Raw genomic sequence first — 24,437 nt, 5'->3', positions numbered from 1 at the left:
CAAAGATTTACGTAAACAAAAAGTAAATAAATTGTTAATTTAATATTTGGCGTTAAATTTCAGGCAAAAAAAAGCCAACATAAAAGTTGGCCTATAAAAGTAAACACTGGAAGCAATGTGAGCAATGTCGTACTTTCACATGGACCCTGAAGGTGGTGCACTGAAAGTGCTAAGAATGATAATCGTTCTCAATATCATTTGTAAAGTGTTTTTTTAACCAAATGTGTAAAATACAGTTATGTTGTCAGCTCACCCCCAATTCCATTTGATAGAGATATTGAGTCCCTGTGTCGTGAAATTGATAGGGCGTTAATTGGTAGCCGCGTAGCCACAGCAAAAACCATCCATCATGGGTGTCCGGGCAAAGTCCGGCGAAGCGGAATCCGCCTTTTTTAAGTAATGGGCACAATCCCAGCGCCTCTTCACACGCAGGCAACTTCAAATAGATTAACTGCCCGGCGGGAAAATTGATGACCTCCGATAAAAAGTCAGAATGGACTTCGTAAAGGGTGATCTCCAAACGCCGGCCGGATTTTTTAAGGGTAAATGGCGTAGGGATCATGGCGTGCCGATGCGCAGATTGGGCATTTTGTGATGCTTCACCAACATATTGGCTAATTCGGGAAACCCAATTTTGCCAAGGACGGGGCCAGTTCAGCTTAGGCAGTGGCAATGATTTAAGCGGCAAGATGCCCTGAACGATACTTTCAGGTTTTGGTAAGCCAAATGGCGAATCGACATAATCCAGCATCAGAGCCGTAGAATAGAAACCTAAATTTCGGGCGATGTACTGGCTCTTCGGGTGTGAACAGACCTGTTTTATCGTCAGTAAATTATAACCTTGCTCTTGCGCATAACCGCATAAATAACTGCCCAGAGACTTGGCCACGCCATGACCTTGAAAATCGGGATACACCGCAATCAGTGCCAGCTCTGCCTGATTTTTCTGCACAGCATCTTTCACCAAAGCAGCATGACCGATAAGCTGCCCCTGATGGAATGCCAAGGCCGAGTGCCATTGCCCTGAGGTTTGGTAGTCATTGATAAGTCTTGGCAGATAGATGTCAGGGTAGACATAGGCATCGCCGTAAACCTCCCGAAATAACTGGCTGATTTTTTTATCATCGCCTGACTGATAGCTGCGGATCTGAATAGCAGATGGGAAGATAGTCATCGATTTCAACCCTAGTTATAACGACAGGTATAACGGCGTAGATCCACAACTCGCTGCAATTTACCTGATCGTGGATGTGTATACATATCCTCAATGTGGATTTGCACGATCTCCAGCATGTTTTGATGTAGGCATGCTTTTGCCAGATTGGGAAAGGCTGTCATGACACGGTGGCGTATTTTGTCGATATCCACCGTTTGCAGGCTTGCTACCAATAACCGGATCTGATCTTGCCCCGCTTTCTGGCTTAACACCAATTGCCAGGCCAAAAGTTCCGTTTGTTGTGATAGCTGTGTGGCTAAATCGTCAGGGAATAATGACAGTGTGCCAAATCGTATACGGTAGCCCTGATCAGCACGTCCTTGCAGGGCGAATTTACGGCTTGGTTGTTCTGGTTCGCACCAGCAGGCCAGATCACCGGTAGGATAGCGGATCACCGGCATAAGGCGTCGTTGCAGGTTAGTGACAACCAGCAGGCCATGCTTTCCCAGCACAGTAATGGGCTGATGATTGCTTTCATCCACGATCTCAACAATCGTGTCATCACTAAATACGTGGTGTTCTCCCTGCCGGCATTCTGGATCAGCAAAGCCGATCAAACCGGCATCGACACTGGCACACCCGATTGAGCCTAAACGGGCCTGAGGAAAAACGTGTCGTATGACAGCGATCTGTGCATCAAACAGACTTTCTCCACCGTAAAGAATGGTCTCCACCATCGGCAATGCTTGCCCCCTGTCTTTCAGATAGTGCGCCAGACGGATTAATTGCGCCGGTACACCCGCCAGCACATTGATGTTATGCAGACGGATATTGTTAATCAGCAATTCATCCTCTACTTTGCAGGTGAAAGGAAATTCTATGATGGGGAGTGGCGCATTCGATAATGCGCCGTGGATAAAGAGAAAACTGGTATAAAGATCACCGGCAAAAAACAGGTTGGCGACCCGATCGCCATGCTTTAACTGGCGGGCAATACCTTGGCCAAAGGAAGCAATGAATGCTTGCCACTCTTGTTGGCTGAAAACGGATAACCGCCCATCACTGGTGGAGCCACCTGTTTTAAACACATGACCGCCTTCCAGCGGTGCAGTCAGCACCGGCCAGGTTGGTAGATCGTTTGAATGTGCCCAGTAATGACTGGGTTCCACGAGGGGCAAATCTTCCAGCGTCCAATTATCGGGAATGGCTTGATAGTGTTGTCGGTAATAAGCAGAATGCTCGCGTGCATGATGGAGCAAATCAATCAATGTTGTTCTGGTCATCATCTGAATTTTACTCAATTAATATTTACGCAAGTCGATGAACAACGGGGTTTTTCCACTATGTTCATTGCGGCGAAATTCAGCGGCTGGGGTGGAAGTCACGTCTAAATTCAGCAGATTTCCGCTAACCACTTCAGTAATTTTGGGATCTTTCAATAAATTCTGACGCACGGTGAGGGGATCGGCATGATCAACCAAGAGTTGGATGTTATCGATGCCTTCACTGTTATGATCGATGATCCATTGCACTGGCAATGCCAGTTGCTCAGATAAATCAGCAAGATTGAAAAAGATACTTCCTATGCGTAGCAGGGAGTCATGTCGCCCTTTAAGCCGGAAACGCGGTGAAGTCAGGCCACAAGAACAAGGTGGGTTAATCCAGCCGCCGAGATCGCCTAAATCGTAGCGTTGGACGGGTTGAGCCTCACGGTGGCGGGAAGTAAATACCAGACGTCCGGTTTCGCCCTCTGCCACGGGGTGATCATTCTCTACATTGGGAATTTCCAGCCATTGCGTGTCAGCCATTAAATGGAACACGCCGTCTTCGCTGGCCGCGCACGCATGGCCGACAGGGCCGGCATCGACTGAACCGTAAATAGTTGAACGTATCAGGGTGACGCCAAAACCGGCCAGAAAATGCCGTTGGTTAATATTAAGGTGTTCGCCACCCAGAAATAGCTTACGAATGCCACCATATTGACGTAATTTGGTTTCTTCATTCAGAAATAACCGGTGCAGTGTGCTTGGCATGCCGACCAGCGTATTAATACGTTGTTGCACGATAAAATCAGCGATTTCGCTAAAGTCATTGTCAGCCGGCCCGCCCATGGGATATTGCGTCACGCCCAATTTATCCAGAATGGTGAAGAAGCTCATCATGCCACCATACAGTTTCCCGCCATATAACAGATTCATGACGCGATCGGTTGCGGGTTCAAGCCCGGAGGCAAATACACCATCGGCGGCGGCCTGCATCTGCCGATGGTAATCACGGTAGCTATAGGCGGCCAGTTTAGGTATCCCACTGCTGCCGCCACTGCGGAAAAACAGGCGGGCCTTATCATTAGGGATCATCGCTTGAAAATCGGCCTTATTCATCACGGGAAGATTTTCTAACCCGCGTGGACGATCGGGAGGAACATCAAGGTGGGCGCAACCCGCCATTAAATCCGGCGCAAGGCTGACAGATACGCGCTTGGTCAGGCGTGCCAGTGCATAGACCCCATCGTGGGGTTCACCACGATAGCCGTCATGCATCTGACCTGCCGGGGTGATACGGCTGATACCCGCAGCAAACAGGATATGGCTCATTTCGCTGATATGTTCTTGGCGGGTAATCAGAGCACAGCTTTGCAGATGGTTACGCCAGGGCAGCAAAATAGAGCACAGGCGCTGACGTGGAGCAGGACGTACCTGCAATGTACGGAACAAAGGCGACGCGGCTAATTCTTCTTCGTGTCGCCATATCACCCGCCACCCGTCGGCTTGCCAAATTTCACCGTTGATTTGCGCAAAAGCAAAATCGAGTTGCTGGAAAGCGGTTTGGGTGGTAATTTCTGCGGCTTCCTGAATATCCGGTTTCAGGGCTGGGTGTAATCCGGCGCGGCGTTGCAGGGCGGCAGCCATGCGTTGCCCGATATGTTGTAATACTTCCGGATCATCGCTATCCACTAATAAACACTGTGGGCTGGAACAGGCTTGTTGGTCATAACGACAGACATCATCAGCCAATGCGTCCAATTGGGTATCATCGGCCGACTCAGGGCTTAACCAAGCCATACTGATACGGTGTCCCCAATCTATCCAACGGCAACCTGCGGGCAGTTGGGTACGTATGGATGTGAGGGAAGCGTCACTTCCCCAGGCCGAAACCGCATCAGCCTGACTAAACAATTCTGCCAGTTGTGTGACCGGCAACGGCAATACAGTGACCCGATCAGCCAAATCCCCAGAAATATCGTGGGCTAAAAATTCTGACCAAAGTAGCGCACTAAACCCGTTATCGCTGCTGCTTGGGCGTAACCAGTTAATATTACCCACCAGCAAACTTTCGAGCACGGCCATAAAGGGCAGAAGTTTCGCGTTGGAGGGCGTAATATGGACGACCAATCCCAACGGTTTCCAAGTCTCATACCGGTTCTGGTTATAATCGAATCGACGCAGCGAAAACGCGTTTTGTCCGAGTTCCCGCTCCAGTTTGGTCGCCAGCGCTTCACGTTGGCAAAAAGCGATAAGTTCCTCCCGGATTTGGGTATCAAACAGTGGGTGCGCACTCAGATTGGCCAGATATTCAGTAAAGCGTTGTGCGCAATCAAGTACCTGTTCAGAAGTATGCGGACGAGCCAGCAACTCAGGTAATCGCTCGCGTAGTGTCGCGATTTTTTGTTCGGCCAACAGTTCTGGGGAAACCGGGTTATTCCTTGTTTTTATCGAGTCAGTTTTTATGGAAGACATATCAAGATCTCTTAATCAATTCTGAAGCGGCAATCGCGCAACTACGGTTTTTACTGGTACCGGCCCGGCCAAGCAGCTCAAACCAATCTGTGTCCAGTTCACAACCACAGCTTTTGCCGGAATGCAGTACGGCCAGATCGCTGGTCACAATGCTGTGGGCTGGGCAGGAAGTGATATAAGGTGAGATAAAATGCAGAAAACCGGGTTCTCCATAAGGTTGGCAGGTCAGGTTGGCGGTATGGCGCACATAGGCTCTGGCATAGACGGGAACGTGGAAATTATGGCGGGAGCATTCAACATAAGGAACCGGGTGTTCAACTGAACCATAACCATCACGACATCGAGCATCAGGGATACCCAGTTGTTCGGTTAGCCGTCGATACAGTTCTTCTTTGGGAATGGATTGATCGACATGTGTTTTCCAGCCTCCGCCGAGGAAAACCAGCGATTCAGGATGTAATTTTAATGCCGGCAGACCCATTTGCTTCATTCTTTGCAGGGTAAACCACAAAAAGGCGGGGAAACCGAAAATACGTACCGGCAACCCTTCCTGAGCAAATTGCTGGAGTGCCGTGATCGCCCCGAAGGGATCGAATTCATTACCTTGCCCATTATGGCGCAAGGCATAGCAGGCCCGATTGGCCGGCGCATATTTGCACAGGAACTGATCGGTGTAGGCTGTGCCCAGCGTGATGGCACCTGCGGGTTCGTAGCTAAGCAGTAGATAGTTACACGGTTGATCCGGGGTATTCCAGCCATAATAGTCAAAAATGCAATTCACCATATACTGGGCCGCCGTAATACTTGCAGGATCATAGCGCATGCGGCTTTTCTGGCCGGTAGTTCCGGAAGAGGTCAGTTCCAGCGCATCATCATCTGCACTCTCACTGAGGATCAGATTACGTTTGAAATAATTGGCAAATAGAAAAGGCAGCTTTGACCAATCATCCAGCGCCATTATCGCTTGTTTATCCAGCCCCTGATCGGCCAGCCATCGCTGATAACCGGAAGTATGTTCACAATGGTATAGCGTCAATTCACGCATGGCGTGATTAAATAAGGCATCATATTCGGCGCAGGCACGGTAAGGATGTGCGATAGCACGTAGTGCTTTGACGTAAGGTAAATTTTGCATATCAGTACTCATTTTTCAGTAACAACTACGAAGGATGATTAATTAAGGAATTAATTTGTTGTTATTTGATTCAAAGTAATAAATTTTAATAGACGATATTTATTACCTATGACAATGAATTTAAAGACCCTATTTTAATTTCTGGGCATTATTGGAATATGATGTGTTGGAGGCTGACAGTGTATGAGCTTTTTTTTAAAAACATTGATTTTATGGATGGTAATAGGTTTTATTACCCAGGGCGAGAGCATGAAAGACTAATTTTTGAACGAATTGTGTAAATAAAGCACTAATTCATACTTTAACAAGACCAGATTGAGTGATCTTTATTCTAATTATGGTTGCGTAGCATACATTTCAAGCTCAAAAAACGTTCACGCTCTCGCCCTGTTTTATTACCAACTTTAGCATTAATGTCAGTCCTGCGTTTGCGGAGCGCATTATTCCAAACCCAATGCTAACAATCAAACTGTTTTTCTAATATTTTGTCTAGTTATTGTCCTTAACTCAATCATTATTTAGTACGTCGCAATCATTATTTATTACTATGTAATGATTGGATTAATTTTATTTTGGTAAACGGGTAGTTGATAAAATACTTGTTTTCAAGTTAACTTAATAAATTAAATCGAATTGAATAATCAAATCAGAAAATTGATATTGAGTTATTAAAGACAGGTTAATCTTCCTAAGAAATATCAAAGGGGTAATGGAGAAGATATTTAATGAATGGAATAAAAATAAAGTGTAGTGGAATATTGATGCCTTGAATCGGGGATCTTAGCCCTTGAGTCAACCATTGGTAATGTTTGTTTTTTCATTTTAGGTCGCTATTTTGTTGTTTAAGATACTGAAAAATGTAACACAGTTGAGTCAACCGCTAAAAAACGGCCTGTTGTTCTTATTGTATTAATCCAGCGTCCGCATTATTGGGTGATTTTTTCTAAAAGAGCGTAATTAAAGAGTTGTATTATTAAGGGATGTCCAAATAGGTATAATTTTTCTGTTTCATGAACTTCAACTCACTTTAATGCTTAACTAATATCCGTTTAATCCCGCCCGGAATTCCGGGCAGTTTATTTGGGTTAGATTTTGTTGTAGCAGCGATAGCAGCTTGGTATGTGGTTAGTCTCTTTTTTCATAGGGTTTTCTCTGTGAGTTTTTCACTAATCGGTTTACTTGAGGGGATTATCGTGACGAAAAGTATGGACAGCACGATGGTGACACCCGCTGTCACAAATAACACCTGAAGTGATAATGCTGAACCTATCCAGGCCCCCACTGAAGCGCCAATGCCGATTGCGCCGTTAAAAAATGAAACGTAAACAGCCGATGCTGGGAAAGCTGCATCACCCGCTAGACGGAGAACCCATGTTTGAAAACCAACGAAGACGCCTGAGATTGAGATTCCCCACACAACCAAAGCAATCAGGATATTAGCGCGTGATAGTGACTCCGAATTATTACCTAACATCAACAGTACAATACCAATAAGTAAAGCCGACAGTACGACAGTCGCTTTTAGATATTTATCAATAATCATACCCGTGAGGAAATTACCTGCCAGACCCGCAATTCCATAAATGAATAGGGTTGCAGGAATGAAACTTTTAGACAGTGTTGGTTGTGAGTGAAGCCAGGGTTCGATAAAAGTAAACGCGGCAAAATGTGCGGAAATAGCAAATAGTGTGGCGGAATAGATTTTCCACAGTGTCGCTGAACCCAGAACGCCTTTTAACGCGTTAATGCCAATTGTACTTTTGGCTGTGATCTTAGGGAGAATAAGCATAATACCAATAAATGCAATCACACTGAGCACAGCCATCAACCAGAAGGCCTGACGCCAACCAAAATTCAATCCTATATAGTTAGACAGGGGGACACCAAATACGCTGGCAGCGGATACACCGCCAAAGACAATGGACGTCGCGGCACCCAGATATTTTGTTGGCACCATTGCCACGGCTGTTGCGCCGATCATCGCCCAAAACGCACCGTGTGCCAGCGCACCAATGACCCGGGCAACCAGTAGTACTTCAAATGAATCAACAGTTGCAGACAAGACATTGGAGATGAATAGAATGACGGTTAGCGTTAACAAAAGTAACTTTTTGGGTAAATTACCCAGAAATACAGAGGCAAAAAGTGCACTGAGTGCACCAACCCAGGCGTAAAGTGATACTGTCATGCCAATACTGGATTCTGAAGTGTAAAGCCCTGCTGCCATAGGAGTTAGCAGACCGACCGGAGCCAATTCCGTTGTCACAATCGTAAATGTTGATATAGAGAGTATAAATAAAGCTAACCATGCCCTGAATGTCATTTCAGGTTTTCTCATTTCTGTAGTCATAAATGACGACCTTTAATCAGTATTAAATATGATTCCATCACATATTTTGTAGACATATTAAATACGCAGTGGTTATGAATTTCGTTTGTATAATTACCATGATAAGATTTCATGAGAATTGTTAATTTTGTAATTCACTTTTTATATCAATGAGCGTCTCGATTGCTTTGTTAATGAAAATTTACAATTTATTTGCAGAAAAATTGAAGTGAGATAAGGTGACAAAGTAAAATGACAATGTACTTGTCAATTAATAGGTCACCCAATTAATGGAGAATCTGTGGACAGCATTAACAATAAGCTACCCAGCATAAAACAGTTACAATGTTTTTTAGCCGTTGCTCAGGAGCTTAATTTTAGAAGGGCCGCAGAGCGGTTACGCATGACGCAACCTCCCCTGACTCGACATATAAAATGTCTTGAGGAAACGCTTGGGTGTGAACTTTTTGCGCGTAATACTCATGAGGTTCACCTGACCGATACGGGTCTGATGCTTGTTGAAAAAGCAACCTATCTTATCAATGAATTTACATTGTTTATGCGTGAAATTAAAAACGAGAAAACGCATTTGCGGATTGGTCTGACCAGAACGCTGAATTTCGACAATATACCCGAACTTGGGTATAAAATAAAAACCCTCATGTTTGACGACATTGATATACAGCACTTGGCTTCCAGTCAACTTTTGAATTTTCTCTCAAAAGGACAAATGGATATTGTTATTACTGGAGAGCGAAGTTTGCACAGTGAACATGATTTTAAATTTCACTGGCTTTATCGGGAACCACTTTTACTGGCCATTCCATCATCTCACCCCAGCAGTCTGAAAGAAAAAATTTCTCTTACCGATGTTTCAGATCTTCCTCTCTTTTGGTTTTCAAGGAACGCAAATCCTGTTTTTTATGACAAATGTGAAAAATATTTTCAGCGCTTGCCTTTCTTGTTGAAAAGGCGCAGGGAACCTGATGATTCACTGGTGATGCTTTCCTTTATTGCAAGAGGAAAAGGAATGGCGCTCATGCCGCGCTCCATGTGTATATTTAATCAAGAAGGGCTTTGTTATCGGGAATTAGTGGATGATGTGGCTCAATCCCTGAATATTGATGTCTATGCCGCAATGAGGAAAAACGAAACCAGAGAAGTGGTCATAAATGGTTTAAACAGTTTGCTGAATGAGAAGCCTGCGGTACAACCTTAAAATTAACCTATGCTATATCTGCTTTCTCAACGTACGTACAGATGGTGTTCGTATCCAACCAACGCCATCTGTTAAAGTGAACAAGCTGCTATTTTATTTCCTATCCTCGGATACCAACGCTTGCGCACAAGCCCATGCCGAGCTCCATGCCCACTGGAAGTTATATCCCCCAAGCCAGCCGGTGACATCAACCACTTCGCCAATAAAGTACAGTCCTTTCACTTTATGGGCTTCCATGGTTTTTGATGACAACTCATGCGTATCCACGCCGCCAAGGGTGACTTCCGCCGTGCGATAGCCTTCTGTTCCGTTGGGTTGTACCTGCCAGCCTTGCAGGGTGGTGAGCAGGGCTTTTTTCTGGGTGAGGTTCAGTTGTTTCAGGGACAGCTCCGGTAATTGCCCAAGGGACTGCAAACATTCCACCAAACGTTTGGGCAGTAATTTAGCCAGTGTGTTTTTCAAACTCTGGTTGGGATGCGATTCCCGTTCTTTATCCAGAAAATGGTCTAAGTCGGTATCAGGAAGTAAGTTAATACTTACATATTCACCTGACTGCCAATAGCTGGAGATCTGCAAAATAGCCGGGCCGGAAAGACCGCGATGGGTGAACAGAACATTTTCCCTGAATAGGGTGCCGTCTTTTGCGGTCACAACAGAAGGAACCGCGACACCGGAGAGCATCTGGAGTTGTTCCAGTAGCGGTTTATGCAGAGTAAAAGGGACTAATGCCGCTCGTGTAGGCAGGATATTGAGTCCAAATTGCTCTGCGATGCGGTAACCCAGAGGAGAAGCGCCCAAGCCGGGCATGGACAATCCCCCGGACGCGACAATAAGTGAGTGCGCACTTACTTCTTTCCCTGCCGTCGTGATAACAAAACCCGGCTCTTTTTTCTCGACATGAGTGACTTCACTGCGTAGCCGAATGGTGACCTCTCCTGTTTCGCACTCTTTCAACAGCAGATCTAAGATTTGTTGCGCTGAGTCGTCGCAGAAAAGCTGCCCCAATGCTTTTTCGTGATAAGGAATAGCATGGCGTTGTACCAGATCAATAAAATCCCATTGGGTATAGCGAGCAAGTGCTGACTTACAAAAATGGGGGTTGGCAGAAAGGTATGCTGCCGGTTCGGTATACAGGTTGGTAAAATTACAGCGCCCTCCACCGGACATCAAAATCTTGCGGCCTGCTTTTTTGCCATTATCCAATACCAAAACATTTAATCCGGCTTGTCCTGCCTGCGCAGCACAAAATAAGCCGGCAGCGCCGGCACCAATAATAACTACATCAAATTTTTCCATTCGTTTGTCTCTTGCGGCCGAGTTATTTGTAGGAATTCACGGCATTGTGAAGGCTCTGTTCACGAACTACAGAGAAAAATAGGCATTTGGTTTAACTTTCTGCGGTAAAAAGTTATTTCCCATTAAAAAAAATATCAAAATATTAAAATTAAATAACTCTTTGATATATTTAATAAATGCAAGAATTTTCATGCTATTTGACCATGATTAAATCAAAAAAAGGTCATATTTCTCTTTTCCCGCTAACGTTTGTCACTGATAATGCGCGCGTTCATGTCCTACTAACTGGCTTAACGTCTATGCTACATCTGTTTACTGGCCTGGAATTTTATACCGGCCTCATGTTAGTGCTTGCTCTGTTGTTTGTGCTTTTTTATGAAGCCATCAATGGGTTTCATGATACCGCAAACGCAGTAGCAACTGTTATTTATACCCGGGCGATGCGTTCACAGCTTGCTGTTGTGATGGCTGGGGTTTTTAATTTTTTGGGTGTGCTTCTTGGTGGATTAAGCGTCGCTTATGCGATTGTGCATCTGCTACCTACGGATCTTCTGCTCAATGTCAGTTCGGCGCACGGCTTGGCTATGGTGTTCTCCATGCTGCTGGCGGCGATCATCTGGAATTTAGGTACGTGGTATTTCGGTATTCCTGCATCAAGTTCCCATACGTTGATTGGCTCTATTATCGGCATCGGCCTGACCAATGCGATAGTGACCAGTTCTTCGGTGGTTGATGCCTTGAATATTCCGAAGATGATACAGATTTTCATGTCCTTGATCCTGTCTCCGCTTGTTGGTCTGGTGATTGCCGGAGCGATGGTGTTTTTACTGCGCCGTTATTGGAGTGGTACAAAGAAACGTCGTCGTATCCACATGACGCCTGTTGAGCGTGAAAAACAGGATGGTAAACGTAAACCGCCATTCTGGACACGGACTGCCCTGATCCTTTCGGCTGTTGGGGTGAGTTTCTCCCACGGCGCGAATGATGGTCAGAAAGGTATCGGTTTGATTATGCTGGTTCTGATTGGCGTTGCACCTGCGGGTTTTGTCGTCAATATGAATTCAACCAGTTATGATATCGCCCGCACTCATGATGCCGTTGTCCACTTGCAGCAGTATTATGGGCAGCATGCCCCGGCATTGGCTCATGCAATTGAGTTGCATCCCGCCGCGACGTCTTCTGTTGAAGAGCAGCCGGATATGGCGTTCCATTGCGATAACTCACGCGCGTTGGTGGTGTTGAACAAGACTGAAAATATGCTGGCGAATATCCATAATTTCAGCGAGTTGAACCCGGATCAACGCAACAGTATGCGCCGTATGCTGATGTGCATCACCGATACGGCCAGCGCGGTGGCTAAGTTACCCGAAACCAGCCATGAAGATGCGCGTTTCCTGAATAAACTGCGTAAAGATCTGCTGAATACGGTGGAATATGCGCCATTGTGGATCATTATTGCGGTGGCACTTGCCCTGTCTTTGGGCACTATGGTCGGTTGGAAACGGGTTGCTGTGACTATCGGTGAGAAGATTGGCAAAAAAGGCATGACTTATGCGCAAGGTGTTTCTGCTCAGGTGACTGCGGCGGTTTCTATTGGTGTTGCCAGTTATACGGGGATGCCCGTCTCCACGACACAAGTACTCTCTTCTGCGGTTGCAGGTACGATGCTGGTTGATGGTGGTGGTGTGCAAAGCAAGACCATCAAAAATATCATGCTGGCGTGGGTCTTGACGTTGCCGATTTCCATTGCATTGTCAGGCGTACTGTATTGGATCGCGTTGAAACTGATCTAATGACGTTGTAGAAAATAAGGTTGGCTGCTCGCTATTGCAGGCCAACCTTTTTTATTTTCATTGGTTTTTGGTTTACATTCATCTCAAATTGACGCTAAATCACAATCGCTATCAGGCATAGCAGCACAATGCCACAGAGCATTTCCATCAATATAAATTGTTTCCTTATCCTTTCGCAGAACAAGATGACATCAGGGTCGTGATGGTTGATATAGCTTTGTGAATTGATATAACGCACGAGCCTAATCTGTTTATTGAACTGACCATGAGTTTTAAAAAAACCATTTCCATCAACGGATTGATACAGCATTGGGTCTGACTCGCGTAAAATCGACAGCAGTACACGGAGCGAAGAAAAGTAACGAATTATATTAATAATGCAGATAAGGCAAACTGCCCAAAATAGTGCAGTGGTATTGAACATACTTCCCCCTCCTGATAGCGGCAGCAAAAGTGGCTCATGTTGCCCGTTAAAGAAGAAACCAATCGGAAAAGTTTTTATTTGAGTAATAACTATATTAAATATTTGGTAAAAATACAGTGTCAAATTGGGATTATTGTGGGCGTGTCATTCTTTAGTGTGGATAGTCTGCTGGAAAGTAAAACAATAAGTTGTGATCGAAACAACACTCAAAAGACATATTGAGCAGTTATAGTATAAACATCGAATCATGGCGTTTAATATTGCCAATCCGTTTAATTGACGTTATGGAAGGAGCTCTTATGGCTTATAAACATATTCTTGTTGCGGTTGATTTATCTCCGGAAAGTCAGGTCTTGGTGGAGAAAGCTGTGTCAATGGCGAAACCGTACAATGCCAAAGTTTCCCTGATCCATGTTGATGTTAACTACTCTGATCTTTACACCGGCCTGATTGACGTAAACCTTGGCGATATGCAGGAACGTATTGCGGATGAAACGCGCAATTCCCTGAAAGATTTATCTGCCGGTGCAGGTTATCCGGTTCAGGAAACGTTGAGTGGCAGCGGTGATTTAGGTCAAGTCCTTGTTGATGCTATTAAAAAGTACGACATGGATTTGGTTGTATGTGGTCATCATCAGGATTTTTGGAGCAAATTGATGTCTTCGGCTCGCCAGCTTATTAACACCGTTCATATTGATATGTTGATCGTACCTTTGCGTGACGAAGAATAATCTTCGGTTGATATTTTATTCTGTAAAATCGCCTGCTCATGCAGGCGATTTTTTTGTCCCCAGAAAAGGTGATGAAACTGCTTTAGAAATTATAAAAGTTATTTTTTGGAAAACCTATAAGAAATAGTTGTTGAAATTTAAGCATGAAATAGTGATATATTCAGAAAGCAAACCGTAATTACCTCACATTTTCGACAACAAAATAATATGGAAAATGGCTGGGGGTCATCACTTCTGAATGACAAAAAGGAAGCCCAAAATGAATATTTCATCATCTTTAGTTTCATTTCTCGATTCGGTTCAATCCCGTAATCAGCATCAAGTAGAATATTTACAGGCAGTACGAGAAGTGTTGACCTCTCTCTGGCCTTTTCTTCAACAAAATCCACAATATTGTGAGCAAGGGTTATTGGAACGTCTGGTGGAACCGGAACGAGTGATCCAATTCCGCGTCTGCTGGGTGGACGATCAAGGGAAAGTACAGGTTAATCGTGCGTGGCGAGTGCAATTTAATGCTGCCATCGGGCCATTTAAGGGAGGGATGCGTTTTCATCCTTCGGTTAATCTTTCTATCCTGAAATTCTTAGGCTTTGAACAAACCTTGAAAAATGCGCTGACAACATTGCCGATGGGCGGCGGAAAAGGCGGTTCTGATTTCGATCCCAAAGGGAAAAGCCACGGTGAAATCATGCGATTCTGTCAGTCCCTGATGACAGAACTTTACCGTTATTTGGGGCCGGATACCGACGTGCCTGCCGGAGATATTGGCGTAGGCAGTCGCGAAGTCGGTTTTATGGCGGGCATGATGAAAAAACTGTCCAACAATACAGCGTGCGTTTTTACGGGCAAAGGGCTTTCTTTTGGTGGCAGCCTGATCCGCCCCGAAGCCACCGGATATGGGTTGGTTTATTTCACCCATGAAATGCTTAAGCGTCATGGCTCCGGGCTTGAAGGTATGCGGGTTTCTGTGTCCGGTGCCGGGAATGTCGCCCAATATTCCATTGAAAAATGTATGGAACTGGGGGCGAAGGTTGTTACGGCTTCGGATTCAGGCGGTACGGTATTGGACGAGGACGGTTTTACGCCGGAGAAACTGGCTCACCTTGAAGAGATCAAAAATCAGCGTTACGGCCGTGTGGAAGAGTATGCCAAAGAGCGTGGCCTGACTTTCCTTAAGGGCCAAGATCCGTGGTCTATTCCTGTCGATATTGCCCTGCCTTGTGCAACCCAGAACGAACTGGATTCGGCAGCGGCGAAAACGTTGATTAAAAATGGTGTGAAAGCCGTTGCGGAAGGTGCCAACATGCCGGCGACCATTGCGGCGACTGCGGCTTTCGTTGAAGCAGGCGTTTTATTTGCACCCGGTAAAGCCGCTAATGCGGGTGGCGTGGCAACGTCGGGGCTGGAAATGGCACAGAATGCAGCGCGCCTGAGCTGGAAAGCGGAGAAAGTGGATATTCGTTTGCATCACATCATGCTCGATATCCATCAGGCTTGCGTAGAGTATGGCGGAGAAGGGAAACAAACCAACTATGTACAAGGGGCGAATATCGCCGGCTTTGTCAAAGTGGCGGATGCGATGTTATCACAGGGCATTGTGTAGCCCTGGATAAAAAACGCCGTCAGCAGGGATAAATATCGAAACGGTGGTTTTTGGTGGTAACGGCGGCGGACGCTTTAATGCCTGCGAGTGGTTCTGCATAATCCGGCCGTTTCACCACAACCCGACGTTTCGCCAGTGCGCGGGCAGGAGCCAGCAAACTGTCAGCATCCTCATCTGCCCCGACCAGCGATTGGAAAACACGCATCTCCTTTTTGACCAGCGCACTTTTTTGTCTATGCGGATACATCGGGTCGAGATAAACCACATCCGGCGGTGGTGTAATATTAGCCAATGCCGTAATGCTTGAGGCAGGGATCAGGGTCAGGCGCTGTTTCAGCCAGCCACCAATCTCTGCATCCTGATAGCCACGCTGTAGGCCGTCATCCAGCAATGCGGCTACCACGGGGTTACGCTCCAACATCCTGACATGGCAGCCGACAGAAGCCAGCACAAAAGCATCACGTCCCAATCCGGCGGTGGCATCCACGACATCAGGTAAATAATCTTTCTTGATGCCGACCGCTTTCGCGACGGCTTCGCCACGACCACCACCAAAGCGGCGGCGGTGTGCCATCGTCCCGCCAGTAAAATCGACATAAATCCCGCCCAGCTTGGGTTCATCGCGTTTGCGTAATTCCAGCCGTTCGGCCGTCAATACCAGCGCCATGACGGACTCTTCATCGTGGATCAAATCCCAACGTTCAGCCAAGCGCGATAAGGCGCTGTGATCAGCGCCTTCTTCACAAATCAAACAAATCTTCACAGGTGATTATCCGCCGATGCCGTAGCTTGCTAGCATGGCATCCAGTTCTGGTTGACGGCCACGGAAGCGGACAAACAGTGTCATGGGATCTTCTGAACCGCCACGGGACAAGATATTGTCGAGGAATGACTGACCCGTTGTGCGATTGAAAATTCCCTCTTCTGAGAAGCGAGAATAGGCATCGGCTGCCAGAACATCCGCCCACAGATAGCTGTAATAACCCGCGCCATAGCCGCCATTAAAGATATGGCTAAAGGTGTGCGGGAAGCGTCCCCAATCTGGCGATGGCACAACAGCAACCTGTTTTTTCACGGATTGCAGCGTTTCCAGAATCTGTGATCCCTTAGCGGGATCATATTCCACATGCAGGCGGAAATCGAACAAACCAAACTCAAGCTGCCGCAGAATTTTCATGGCCGCCTGATAGTTTTTGGCGGCCAGCATACTATCCAGCATCTCTTTTGGCAGAGGCTCCCCAGTCTGATAGTGGCCGGAGATAAACGCCAATGCTTCCGGCTCCCAACACCAGTTTTCCATAAACTGGCTCGGACACTCTACCGCATCCCACGGTACACCATCGATACCGGCAACGTCCAGGGCGTCAATCTGGGTCAGCATATGGTGCAGGCCATGCCCAAACTCATGGAACAGCGTGATGACTTCATCGTGCGTAAACAGGGCGGGCTGATCACCGACGGGTTCGTTGAAGTTACAAGTCAGGTAAGCAACGGGATTTTGCAATTCGCCGGATGCGTGACGCATTCTGCCGACATAACTGTTCATCCATGCACCACCGCGTTTATGCTCACGGGCATAAAGATCTAAATAGAAGCTGCCGCGCAATACTTGGCTATCATCATATAGCTCAAAGAAACGCACATCAGGATGCCATGTATCCACATCATGGCGCTCTTTGGCGCTGATGCCATAAATGCGGTGAACCACTTCAAACAGCCCTTCCAGCGCCCGTTGTTCAGGGAAATAAGGACGCAGTTGTTCATCATCAATAGAGAAGTCGTGCTGTTTTTGCTTCTCGCTATAATAAGCCAGATCCCACGCTTCCAGCGCTTCAACACCGTAGTGAGATTTGGCGAAATCGGTGAGAGTCTGCAACTCATCCTGACCTTGTTGATGAGCGCGTTTGGCGAGATCATTCAGGAAATCGAGCACTTGCTGAGGTGTTTGAGCCATTTTGGTCGCTAGGGAACTTTCAGCATAGTTCTTGAACCCCAGCAATTGGGCGAGTTCATGACGCAACGCCTGTATTTCCGCCATCACTTCACTGTTATCCCACTTTCCGGCATCCGGCCCTTGATCAGACGCACGGGTCGTATAGGCGTAATATATTTCCTTGCGCAGTTCACGATCATCGGCATAGGTCATGACTGGCAGATAACTTGGCATATTCAGCGTCAACAACCATCCATCCAGCCCCTTGGCCTCGGCAGCGGCTTTGGCGGCGGCCCTGGCACTCTCTGGCAGACCGGCCAGATCGCACTCATCGGTCATCAGCTTGGTCCATCCCATGGTGGCATCCAGCACATTATTGCCGAACTTCGCGCCCAGCTCAGACAAACGGGCAGTCATTTCACCGTAACGTTTCTGTTTCTCTTCGGGCAAACCAATGCCGGTCAATTCAAAATCACGCAGCGTATCGTCAACAACTTTGCGCTGTGGCAGGGAAAGGGTTTCGAAAGATTGGCTCTCTTTCAGCGATTTATAGGCTTGATATAACCCTTTGTGCTGCCCCAGCCAAGTATCGAATTCGGAGAGCAGGGGCAGGTTTTGCTCATAGGCTTCGCGAAGTTCCGGACTATTCTTGACCGCATTCAGATGTCCGACTGGCGACCACACGCGGGAAAGTTTATCTTTCTCTTCTGAAATGGGCTGACACAGATTGTCCCAAGTAAAAGCGGCGTTTTCGGATAAAATCTTCTCAATGACTTGACGGTAATTGGCTAACGTCTCTTTCACAGCAGGCACGACATGTTTTGGTTCGATGGCAGAAAACTTAGGCAATGCAGAAGGTGTCAGTAACGGATTAGTCATAATGAGCGCCTTATATGTGTAGTTGGGTACAGGCAGAAACCGGCACTATAGCCCAATGGGTTGTTGACGATAGATGGGGATAGGATACTGTGAGTTCAATGCTAATACCGCTCTTTTATGTGAATAATTAGGCTCTTTTTCTATCAGGGATCTGTGAAGTCACGGGGAAGTTTAGATATTAGCGGGAACGCGCTATAATCCCTGCCCATCATTAATTTATTAATGGAAGATCATCGTCCCCGGTGGGGCGGCTGGACTTCAAATCCAGATGGGGTCGCCAGCGACCCTCGGCAGGTTCAACTCCTGTGATCTTCCGCTATTTGATGCCTGTTTTTTTAGAATAAAATACCAAAAATTAATTTTAATCATAAATTACTCGCTATTTTTTCTAATGATATAGTTAATGTTGATATTTTATGTCGATTTTTCACAAGATATTTTAGTTGGATATCGCTGTCGCGTTTGTAAGACTGTGTATTAAAGATTAGCTAAGGAACTTTTTAACGCTGTGCCATGATCTACTGGCTTGTAATTGGGTATAACAGGCAAGATTTCATCAAATCAGAAGTCTTCTGCTTGTTCTTAAGCGCTCAGCCACTGAATTACTCAGTGGCTGAACAGGTGCTTTCGGGCATTACACATTCCTATATGCAAGTAACTGCTCAACCAGTTTAGTTTTCTCTATCGTCGTGACACTTTTTCCCCGGCGTAGCGCAACTTGATGTGTTTTCATCTCTTGTTCTCCGACAAGCAAAATATTGGGAATTTTCATTTGATGGAACCGTTTGATTTTACGGGCAACGGAGCTGTTACTGTGGTCTGTCAGTACATGCAGGTCAGCCAATCTGAGCAAATCCACTAATGTATCAGCGTAGTTGATAACAGATTCATCAACGGTAGCAATCGCCACGGGTAACGGATGAATCCACTCCGGCAGCATTTGTATAGGCGATATCGAATCGTTCCGGCAGATTAAAATCCAGTTGGATTGTGCCGCATTGCCACTCGCGCCCCGGATTATCCTGAAGAGCCAGTTCAATTTTGGGGCCATAAAATGCCCCTTCCCCGACTTGTAATTCGAAATCAATCAACTCATTTCGGCACACGTCAATCAGGATTTGTTCAGCTTTTTGCCACAATACTTCGTGCCCCAGAGATGATTCCGGGCGTGTGGAAATTTTGACTGAAAGATGCTGATAACCGTACTGCCTGTAGACGAGTTTGGCTCTATTCAGAAAATTAACGACTTCATCCTGCGCCTGTGATCAGGCACAAAAAACATGCACATCATCCTGAGTGAACTGACGCAGACGCAAACAGCCGTTCAGAGAACCCGAAGATTCATTGCGATGAACAAGACCAAATTCAAATAGCTTGACGGGCAGTTCCCTGTAGCTGTGTACGCCGCGTTTGAACAGCAGAATATGCGCCGGGCAAGACATCGGTTTTAGCGCATATGCTTGCCTATCTTCTCGATCGCCACCGAAGAACATATCTTCTCCGTACATCATAAGATGGCCGGAAGTTTGCCAGAGATCTTTTTTCAAAAACTGAGGGGTACGAACTTCCTGAAAGCCGTGTTGTTGATACAGTTGGCGAATATGCTGCTGAATATTTTGAAATAAACGCCATCCGTTCTGGTACCAGAAGATCATGCCCGGCCCTTGTGGTTCTGAGTGGAACAGGTCAAGTTGTTGTGCGATTTCGCGATGAGTTTTCATCATGACTCCTTTAGTGAAACTCTGGGCGAAGCGCATGGGGCAGGTATAAAAAACCCTCTGGCGAATCGCTCAGAGGGTTTAAAAATTCAGTCGTGCCTACCCCCCGAACAACCTGATGGTTTCGGTGGTGGTAGTTTGTTGGATTGGCTTAACCAGTTTGTCGAACAATTTATTTTTCATCATGCTGAAATTATTAACAGTCAGTATAAGAAAAAGCAAGTATAAGTTTTATACAGATTATTTTTGATAAAAAACTCAAGGAAAGAAAATCCTTCCTTGAGTTCCTAATGCGTTATTATCAAATCGGTTTCTCTATTGAATTATACAGCGTATCAAGTTGTTGAATGCGTTGGCGGTAACTTTGCAGCAGACAGGTTGTACTTCCCTTGCATTTTTGGCGCTGTTTCAGCCAAGCATTTTGGTTATCATACATCTCGCCTGATACGCCCATGGCAAATAATCCGCGCAGAAAGTGATATTTCACACTTAACTCCACATCCAGATCATTGAGCTTTGGATTTGAACAAATTGCTTTCTCATCCGGTGCCTTAGCTTTTGCACAGTCAAAACTGGCAGAAAAACCCAGTGGGGAGAAAATAAGTAACATAAACCAGCAATATTTCATTTACTTCTCCTTATGGGGAGGAATGACAGGCCCTGGCCCGGTTTGCAATTTTGGCGGCACAATGTTTTCGAACTTGAATGACTGGGCTTTGCCGGTTGCAGTTAATTTGCAGGAGAATCGTATGTTGTGCCAGCCATTATCGGTTCTGTACATGCCTATGCCGACCAATTCAGACGCGTTTTTGAGTTTAATATCCTCTGGTGAATCAATACCAAGAAAAACCTTATCAGCGTCTTTGTGATATTTTTGAATAACGGGCAAGGCAAAAGGGCGGCAAATAAACTCTGCCACTTTTTTGGTTTCTGACCAACCTTCGACCATTGATAGTGCAGATTTATCGATAACATGTTCATTAATTTGCTGTTGCAGGTATTTTTTCTGGCTTGGAGACAACTGTTGAGAGGGGACTTGTGCTTGTGCAAAGGTAGATAGTGCAAAGGTAGATAGTGCAAAGGCAGGGAAGAGTAAACTGATGGCCCCCAAATAAGTGAAGTATCTTGAGTAAAACATAATGGCATACTCCTTGTCTGAGATTAAAAAAGTATGGCACAGATCTTTTTGGCGTGCCATTGCTATACTGCCATTGCATGAGCCTTCACTAAAGTACCTTCCAATTGATAGCTAAAGCGAATATTGTCGCTGTTGTATCTTTCACATTATCGATAAGGATGATATTAGGATATTCTGTTTTTGTTATATGTGGATGAAGCATTTCTACCAATCCATTATTCGCTATATCGGCCAATTCTCTAATACTGTTGCCAATCCCGGTGGAACATGATGAAACTTCTGAAAATTGTTGAGTCAGAGTCCACTCTATTTCAAAGTACTGCGCTGGTGCATGGTTGTGCATCTTTTTAAGTTGGTCATCAACCATGTAAATATAATCATCTGAATTAGAATAATTAGAAAACATATTTAATTCACGAAGGTAAAAAAATCCTGCATCTTCATATTCACCTAAATCAACATTAGGATCTTTTTCTTGATCGACAAAGAATAAAACGGCTGGTTGCGTTCCATCCGCGGTCAGGGTGTTGATAGTTGAGTCAGAGACGTTACCTATACCGTTATGATAGTAAACATGATTAATGGTAGCTAATTGATCGAATAAATCAAACCACTGATCTTTGCTAAAAGGGCGATATGTCTCCAAGAAACCGACATCTAAATTAAGAGAATGGGAAAGTTTTATCATAATCAATTCATTATTGTATTCCGTGAATAAATTAATTCCATTAATAATAGATTCAATGGATTCACCCAAGGCGCCTTCCCAAATACCCAATTTACTAAAGTGCTCAGTAAAAAAATTCCCATCGCTAAGGGCAGGTCTAATATCAAAATATCTTATGCCTAATTTCAACTGCCCTAAGATATTATTTGTTTGAGTTAATGTGTTACATTCGGAAGCTAACAATGTTTTCCATGTAACGACGCTCATTCCTGCATCATGAGAGCCTGAGATACAGATCTCTTTCAGTGAGTGATCGCCTAAAAGATGAAGGTGGTCTTGTATCCAAGATTCAGCATTGATATCAGGCCCTATATAATAATCAGCATCACCAATAAGAAATAAGTAAGTTAATTCATTTGGTTCCGAACCAAGGCTGACTATATCCCCTTTGCTATGATTGCGTGTTGATATATTATCCAAATAGAGTTCTAAACCTAATCGTGCAGGCTCGATTTGATACCTTCCGAGTATTCTGAAACAACTATTTATTGAATCCATTATTTGGTATTGCACATCAAAGTAACAATTAACTATGTTATCCTCATGAGTGCCGAAAATGAAAAAATGTTTATTTTCATGAGGGTTAATTAAATCAGGGAAGACAGAGGTATCTACATTATGAGACGATTCAGATATTTTTTTCCAAACGGAATTTGTGCCATTAACTGGCATGAAATTTGCGATTTGAAACATGATTATCTCTCCTTATTAAATGTAATCATATATTATTATTTCTATATGTTACTTTTAAGTATAGCAAGGATTATCAAATATCAAGTTGGATTTAAAGAATGTTTTTTATACCGAGTAAATATAAAATTTTATTATATTTTTAAAATAAGTAACCATACCTCGCGGGTTTTTAGCGAGGTATGGTTTTTAAAGAAAAGCTTTATAAACAACTTATTATGATAAATGAAAATATATTAGTCATATTATCATTTAGATATTAAATATATTGATTCATAAGGTTTAATTTTAATATCATGTTCTACCTTTGCAGGAGATGGATAATTGCTTATCAAGACCTGCCACTCTTTGTTTAAAAGAGCGGACTCCGGAGACCAAAGTTGTGTTTCACCGCTCAGGTTTGCAATGACCAGTAAGGTTTGCCCCTGCCAACGACGCAGATAGCACCACAGTGACGGGTGCTCTGGCAGCAGATCCAGGTAATCACCGTATGTCAGAATGGGTTGTTGCTTTCTCAATTTAATCAAATTGTGGTAGCAATAGAAAACGGAATCTTCATCCTGCAATGCGGTTTCGGCGTTGATCTCGGAGTAATTACGGCAAGGCGCAATCCACGGCGTTCCAGTGGTAAAACCCGCATTTGCTGAATCATTCCACTGCATGGGTGTTCGGCTGTTGTCACGGGATTTCTGCGCCAAAATTGCCAGTGTATCCTCTGGCTGCATGCCTTTTTCAATTCGCTCTTGATACATATTCAGGCTTTCAATATCCCGATAATCTTCAATGCGCGTAAAGTGAGGGTTTGTCATACCCAACTCTTCACCCTGATAAATATAAGGCGTACCTTGCATACCATGCAGCACCATTGCCAGCATTTTGGCGGATATGCTGTGATACTGATGTTCATCCCCAAATCGGGAAACAATGCGGGGCTGATCATGGTTACACCAGAAGAGCGCATTCCAGGCCTTTTGATGCATCCCTTGCTGCCATGTGGAGAAAATCTTTTTCAGTTCAACATAATCTGGTTTTGCGAGCGTCCATTTTTCGCCATTTGGATAATCAACTTTGAGGTGGTGAAAATTAAACGTCATGGAGAGCGCCGTTCCATCCAAGGCACCATAGCGTTGGCAGTGCCCAAGGCCGGTGGAGGACATTTCACCCACCGTCATCAATCCCTTGGGCTGGAAAACATCACGGCTCATCTCTTGCAGAAACTCATGTATCCGCGGGCCATCGGTATAGAATCGGCGGCCATCGGCATGATCATCATCAGGATAATCTTGCTGTTTTGAGACAAGGTTAATGACATCCAGACGCAAGCCATCAACACCACGATCAGCCCAGAACTCACAGATTGTCTTCAGTTCGGCACGAACTGGCTCATGCTCCCAATTTAAATCGGCTTGTTCTACCGCAAACAGGTGGAGGTAATATTGCTGGCTCTCTGCATGCCATTGCCACGCATTACCGCCGAATTTGGATTTCCAGTTATTAGGCAGAGAACCTTCAGCACCATCCCGCCAAATATAAAACTGGCGGTAGGGGCTATCAATCTCCTGCGCCGCTTGGAACCACGGGTGTTGGGTTGAAGTGTGATTGAAAACCATATCCAAAATAATGCGAATGCCACGGCGGTGGGCATTTTGCACCAAATTATCAAAGTCTTCCATCGAGCCGTAATCAGGATTGATAGCGCAGTAATCGGCGACATCATAGCCATTATCCACTTGTGGAGAAGGGTAAATTGGCGTGATCCAAATGGCATCAACACCGAGTCGCTGTAGATAATCTAGTCGTTGGGTGATCCCGTTGATATCGCCCGTGCCGCTACCGGTACTATCCTGAAAACTCTTTGGATAAATTTGGTAGATAACGCTATCCATCCACCAGGGTTTTTGTTCCGTCATAATTTTTGTTCCGCCATAA

19 protein-coding genes, 1 tRNA gene and 1 pseudogene are annotated in these 24,437 nt (G+C 45.2%); 6 read left to right on the top strand and 15 right to left on the bottom strand.

Going from position 1 to position 24,437, the window contains the following annotated elements:
• Positions 1 to 244: 244 nt before the first annotated feature.
• The 5 genes from PSI17_RS04850 to PSI17_RS04830 all read right to left on the bottom strand — a co-directional run bounded on the left by PSI17_RS04850 (position 245) and on the right by PSI17_RS04830 (position 8,378).
• A complete protein-coding gene (locus PSI17_RS04850; protein WP_273550886.1) occupies positions 245 to 1,174 on the bottom strand; it encodes a GNAT family N-acetyltransferase in 930 nt (309 codons plus the stop codon).
• 11 nt (positions 1,175 to 1,185) lie between these two features.
• Complete coding sequence (locus PSI17_RS04845; RefSeq protein ID WP_273550885.1) at positions 1,186 to 2,442, bottom strand: phenylacetate--CoA ligase family protein; 1,257 nt, start codon at positions 2,440 to 2,442, stop codon at positions 1,186 to 1,188.
• Between the two features lie 15 nt (positions 2,443 to 2,457).
• Positions 2,458 to 4,893, bottom strand: a complete 2,436-nt coding sequence (locus PSI17_RS04840; RefSeq protein ID WP_273550884.1) for an acyl-CoA reductase — start codon at positions 4,891 to 4,893, stop codon at positions 2,458 to 2,460.
• Between the two features lies 1 nt (position 4,894).
• Entirely contained in the window at positions 4,895 to 6,028 is a 1,134-nt protein-coding gene (locus PSI17_RS04835; protein WP_273550883.1) for a LuxE/PaaK family acyltransferase, read from the bottom strand.
• A 1,138-nt stretch (positions 6,029 to 7,166) separates the two neighbouring features.
• Complete coding sequence (locus PSI17_RS04830) at positions 7,167 to 8,378, bottom strand: MFS transporter (protein ID WP_273550882.1); 1,212 nt, start codon at positions 8,376 to 8,378, stop codon at positions 7,167 to 7,169.
• Positions 8,379 to 8,658: 280 nt separating this feature from the next.
• Between PSI17_RS04830 and PSI17_RS04825 the strand changes: the two genes are divergently transcribed.
• The gene (locus tag PSI17_RS04825; RefSeq protein ID WP_273550881.1) at positions 8,659 to 9,576 is read left to right on the top strand and encodes a LysR family transcriptional regulator; all 918 of its coding nucleotides are present in this window, start codon (positions 8,659 to 8,661) and stop codon (positions 9,574 to 9,576) included.
• A gap of 93 nt (positions 9,577 to 9,669) precedes the next feature.
• On the opposite strand, the gene PSI17_RS04820 is transcribed toward PSI17_RS04825, so the two are convergent.
• The gene (locus PSI17_RS04820; protein WP_273550880.1) at positions 9,670 to 10,872 is read right to left on the bottom strand and encodes an NAD(P)/FAD-dependent oxidoreductase; all 1,203 of its coding nucleotides are present in this window, start codon (positions 10,870 to 10,872) and stop codon (positions 9,670 to 9,672) included.
• 299 nt (positions 10,873 to 11,171) lie between these two features.
• On the opposite strand from PSI17_RS04820, the gene pitA reads away from it, so the two are divergent.
• Positions 11,172 to 12,665: an inorganic phosphate transporter PitA gene (gene pitA, locus PSI17_RS04815; RefSeq protein ID WP_273550912.1), complete on the top strand. Its 1,494-nt coding sequence runs from the start codon at positions 11,172 to 11,174 to the stop codon at positions 12,663 to 12,665.
• Positions 12,666 to 12,759: 94 nt separating this feature from the next.
• On the opposite strand, the gene uspB is transcribed toward pitA, so the two are convergent.
• The gene (gene uspB, locus PSI17_RS04810; protein ID WP_273550879.1) at positions 12,760 to 13,089 is read right to left on the bottom strand and encodes a universal stress protein UspB; all 330 of its coding nucleotides are present in this window, start codon (positions 13,087 to 13,089) and stop codon (positions 12,760 to 12,762) included.
• A gap of 299 nt (positions 13,090 to 13,388) precedes the next feature.
• Between uspB and uspA the strand changes: the two genes are divergently transcribed.
• Positions 13,389 to 13,820, top strand: a complete 432-nt coding sequence (gene uspA, locus PSI17_RS04805; RefSeq protein ID WP_273550878.1) for a universal stress protein UspA — start codon at positions 13,389 to 13,391, stop codon at positions 13,818 to 13,820.
• A gap of 259 nt (positions 13,821 to 14,079) precedes the next feature.
• On the top strand, positions 14,080 to 15,423 hold the full coding sequence (gene gdhA / locus PSI17_RS04800; RefSeq protein ID WP_273550877.1) for an NADP-specific glutamate dehydrogenase: 1,344 nt from the start codon (positions 14,080 to 14,082) through the stop codon (positions 15,421 to 15,423).
• Positions 15,424 to 15,442: 19 nt separating this feature from the next.
• Here the strand turns inward: gdhA and rsmJ are convergent, their stop codons facing one another.
• A complete protein-coding gene (gene rsmJ, locus PSI17_RS04795) occupies positions 15,443 to 16,186 on the bottom strand; it encodes a 16S rRNA (guanine(1516)-N(2))-methyltransferase RsmJ (RefSeq protein WP_273550876.1) in 744 nt (247 codons plus the stop codon).
• 6 nt (positions 16,187 to 16,192) lie between these two features.
• A complete protein-coding gene (gene prlC, locus PSI17_RS04790) occupies positions 16,193 to 18,235 on the bottom strand; it encodes an oligopeptidase A (RefSeq protein WP_273550875.1) in 2,043 nt (680 codons plus the stop codon).
• 224 nt (positions 18,236 to 18,459) lie between these two features.
• Between prlC and PSI17_RS04785 the strand changes: the two genes are divergently transcribed.
• Positions 18,460 to 18,551 (top strand) — tRNA-Sec (locus PSI17_RS04785).
• A 318-nt stretch (positions 18,552 to 18,869) separates the two neighbouring features.
• Here PSI17_RS04785 and PSI17_RS04780 read toward each other — a convergent pair.
• Both PSI17_RS04780 and PSI17_RS17320 read right to left on the bottom strand, forming a co-directional pair.
• Entirely contained in the window at positions 18,870 to 19,175 is a 306-nt protein-coding gene (locus tag PSI17_RS04780; protein ID WP_273550874.1) for a His/Gly/Thr/Pro-type tRNA ligase C-terminal domain-containing protein, read from the bottom strand.
• Positions 19,126 to 19,728: pseudogene (locus PSI17_RS17320) on the bottom strand (aminoacyl--tRNA ligase-related protein). Before PSI17_RS17320 ends, PSI17_RS04780 begins: the two are co-directional and overlap by 50 nt.
• A gap of 216 nt (positions 19,729 to 19,944) precedes the next feature.
• Here PSI17_RS17320 and PSI17_RS04765 point away from each other — a divergent pair.
• Positions 19,945 to 20,181 carry a hypothetical protein gene (locus PSI17_RS04765; protein ID WP_273550871.1) on the top strand — a complete coding sequence of 79 codons (237 nt, stop codon included), beginning with the start codon at positions 19,945 to 19,947 and terminating at the stop codon, positions 20,179 to 20,181.
• 73 nt (positions 20,182 to 20,254) lie between these two features.
• Here the strand turns inward: PSI17_RS04765 and PSI17_RS04760 are convergent, their stop codons facing one another.
• The 4 genes from PSI17_RS04760 to treC all read right to left on the bottom strand — a co-directional run bounded on the left by PSI17_RS04760 (position 20,255) and on the right by treC (position 24,418).
• Complete coding sequence (locus PSI17_RS04760; RefSeq protein WP_273550870.1) at positions 20,255 to 20,581, bottom strand: lysozyme inhibitor LprI family protein; 327 nt, start codon at positions 20,579 to 20,581, stop codon at positions 20,255 to 20,257.
• A complete protein-coding gene (locus tag PSI17_RS04755) occupies positions 20,582 to 21,091 on the bottom strand; it encodes a hypothetical protein (RefSeq protein WP_273550869.1) in 510 nt (169 codons plus the stop codon).
• An 88-nt stretch (positions 21,092 to 21,179) separates the two neighbouring features.
• A complete protein-coding gene (locus PSI17_RS04750; RefSeq protein WP_273550868.1) occupies positions 21,180 to 22,511 on the bottom strand; it encodes a hypothetical protein in 1,332 nt (443 codons plus the stop codon).
• A 245-nt stretch (positions 22,512 to 22,756) separates the two neighbouring features.
• Positions 22,757 to 24,418: an alpha,alpha-phosphotrehalase gene (gene treC / locus PSI17_RS04745; protein ID WP_273550867.1), complete on the bottom strand. Its 1,662-nt coding sequence runs from the start codon at positions 24,416 to 24,418 to the stop codon at positions 22,757 to 22,759.
• Between the last annotated feature and the right edge of the window lie 19 nt (positions 24,419 to 24,437).

Source organism: Xenorhabdus sp. IM139775, from assembly GCF_028598745.1.
Classification (GTDB): domain Bacteria; phylum Pseudomonadota; class Gammaproteobacteria; order Enterobacterales; family Enterobacteriaceae; genus Xenorhabdus.
This window is presented reverse-complemented; position numbering and strand designations above follow the sequence as displayed.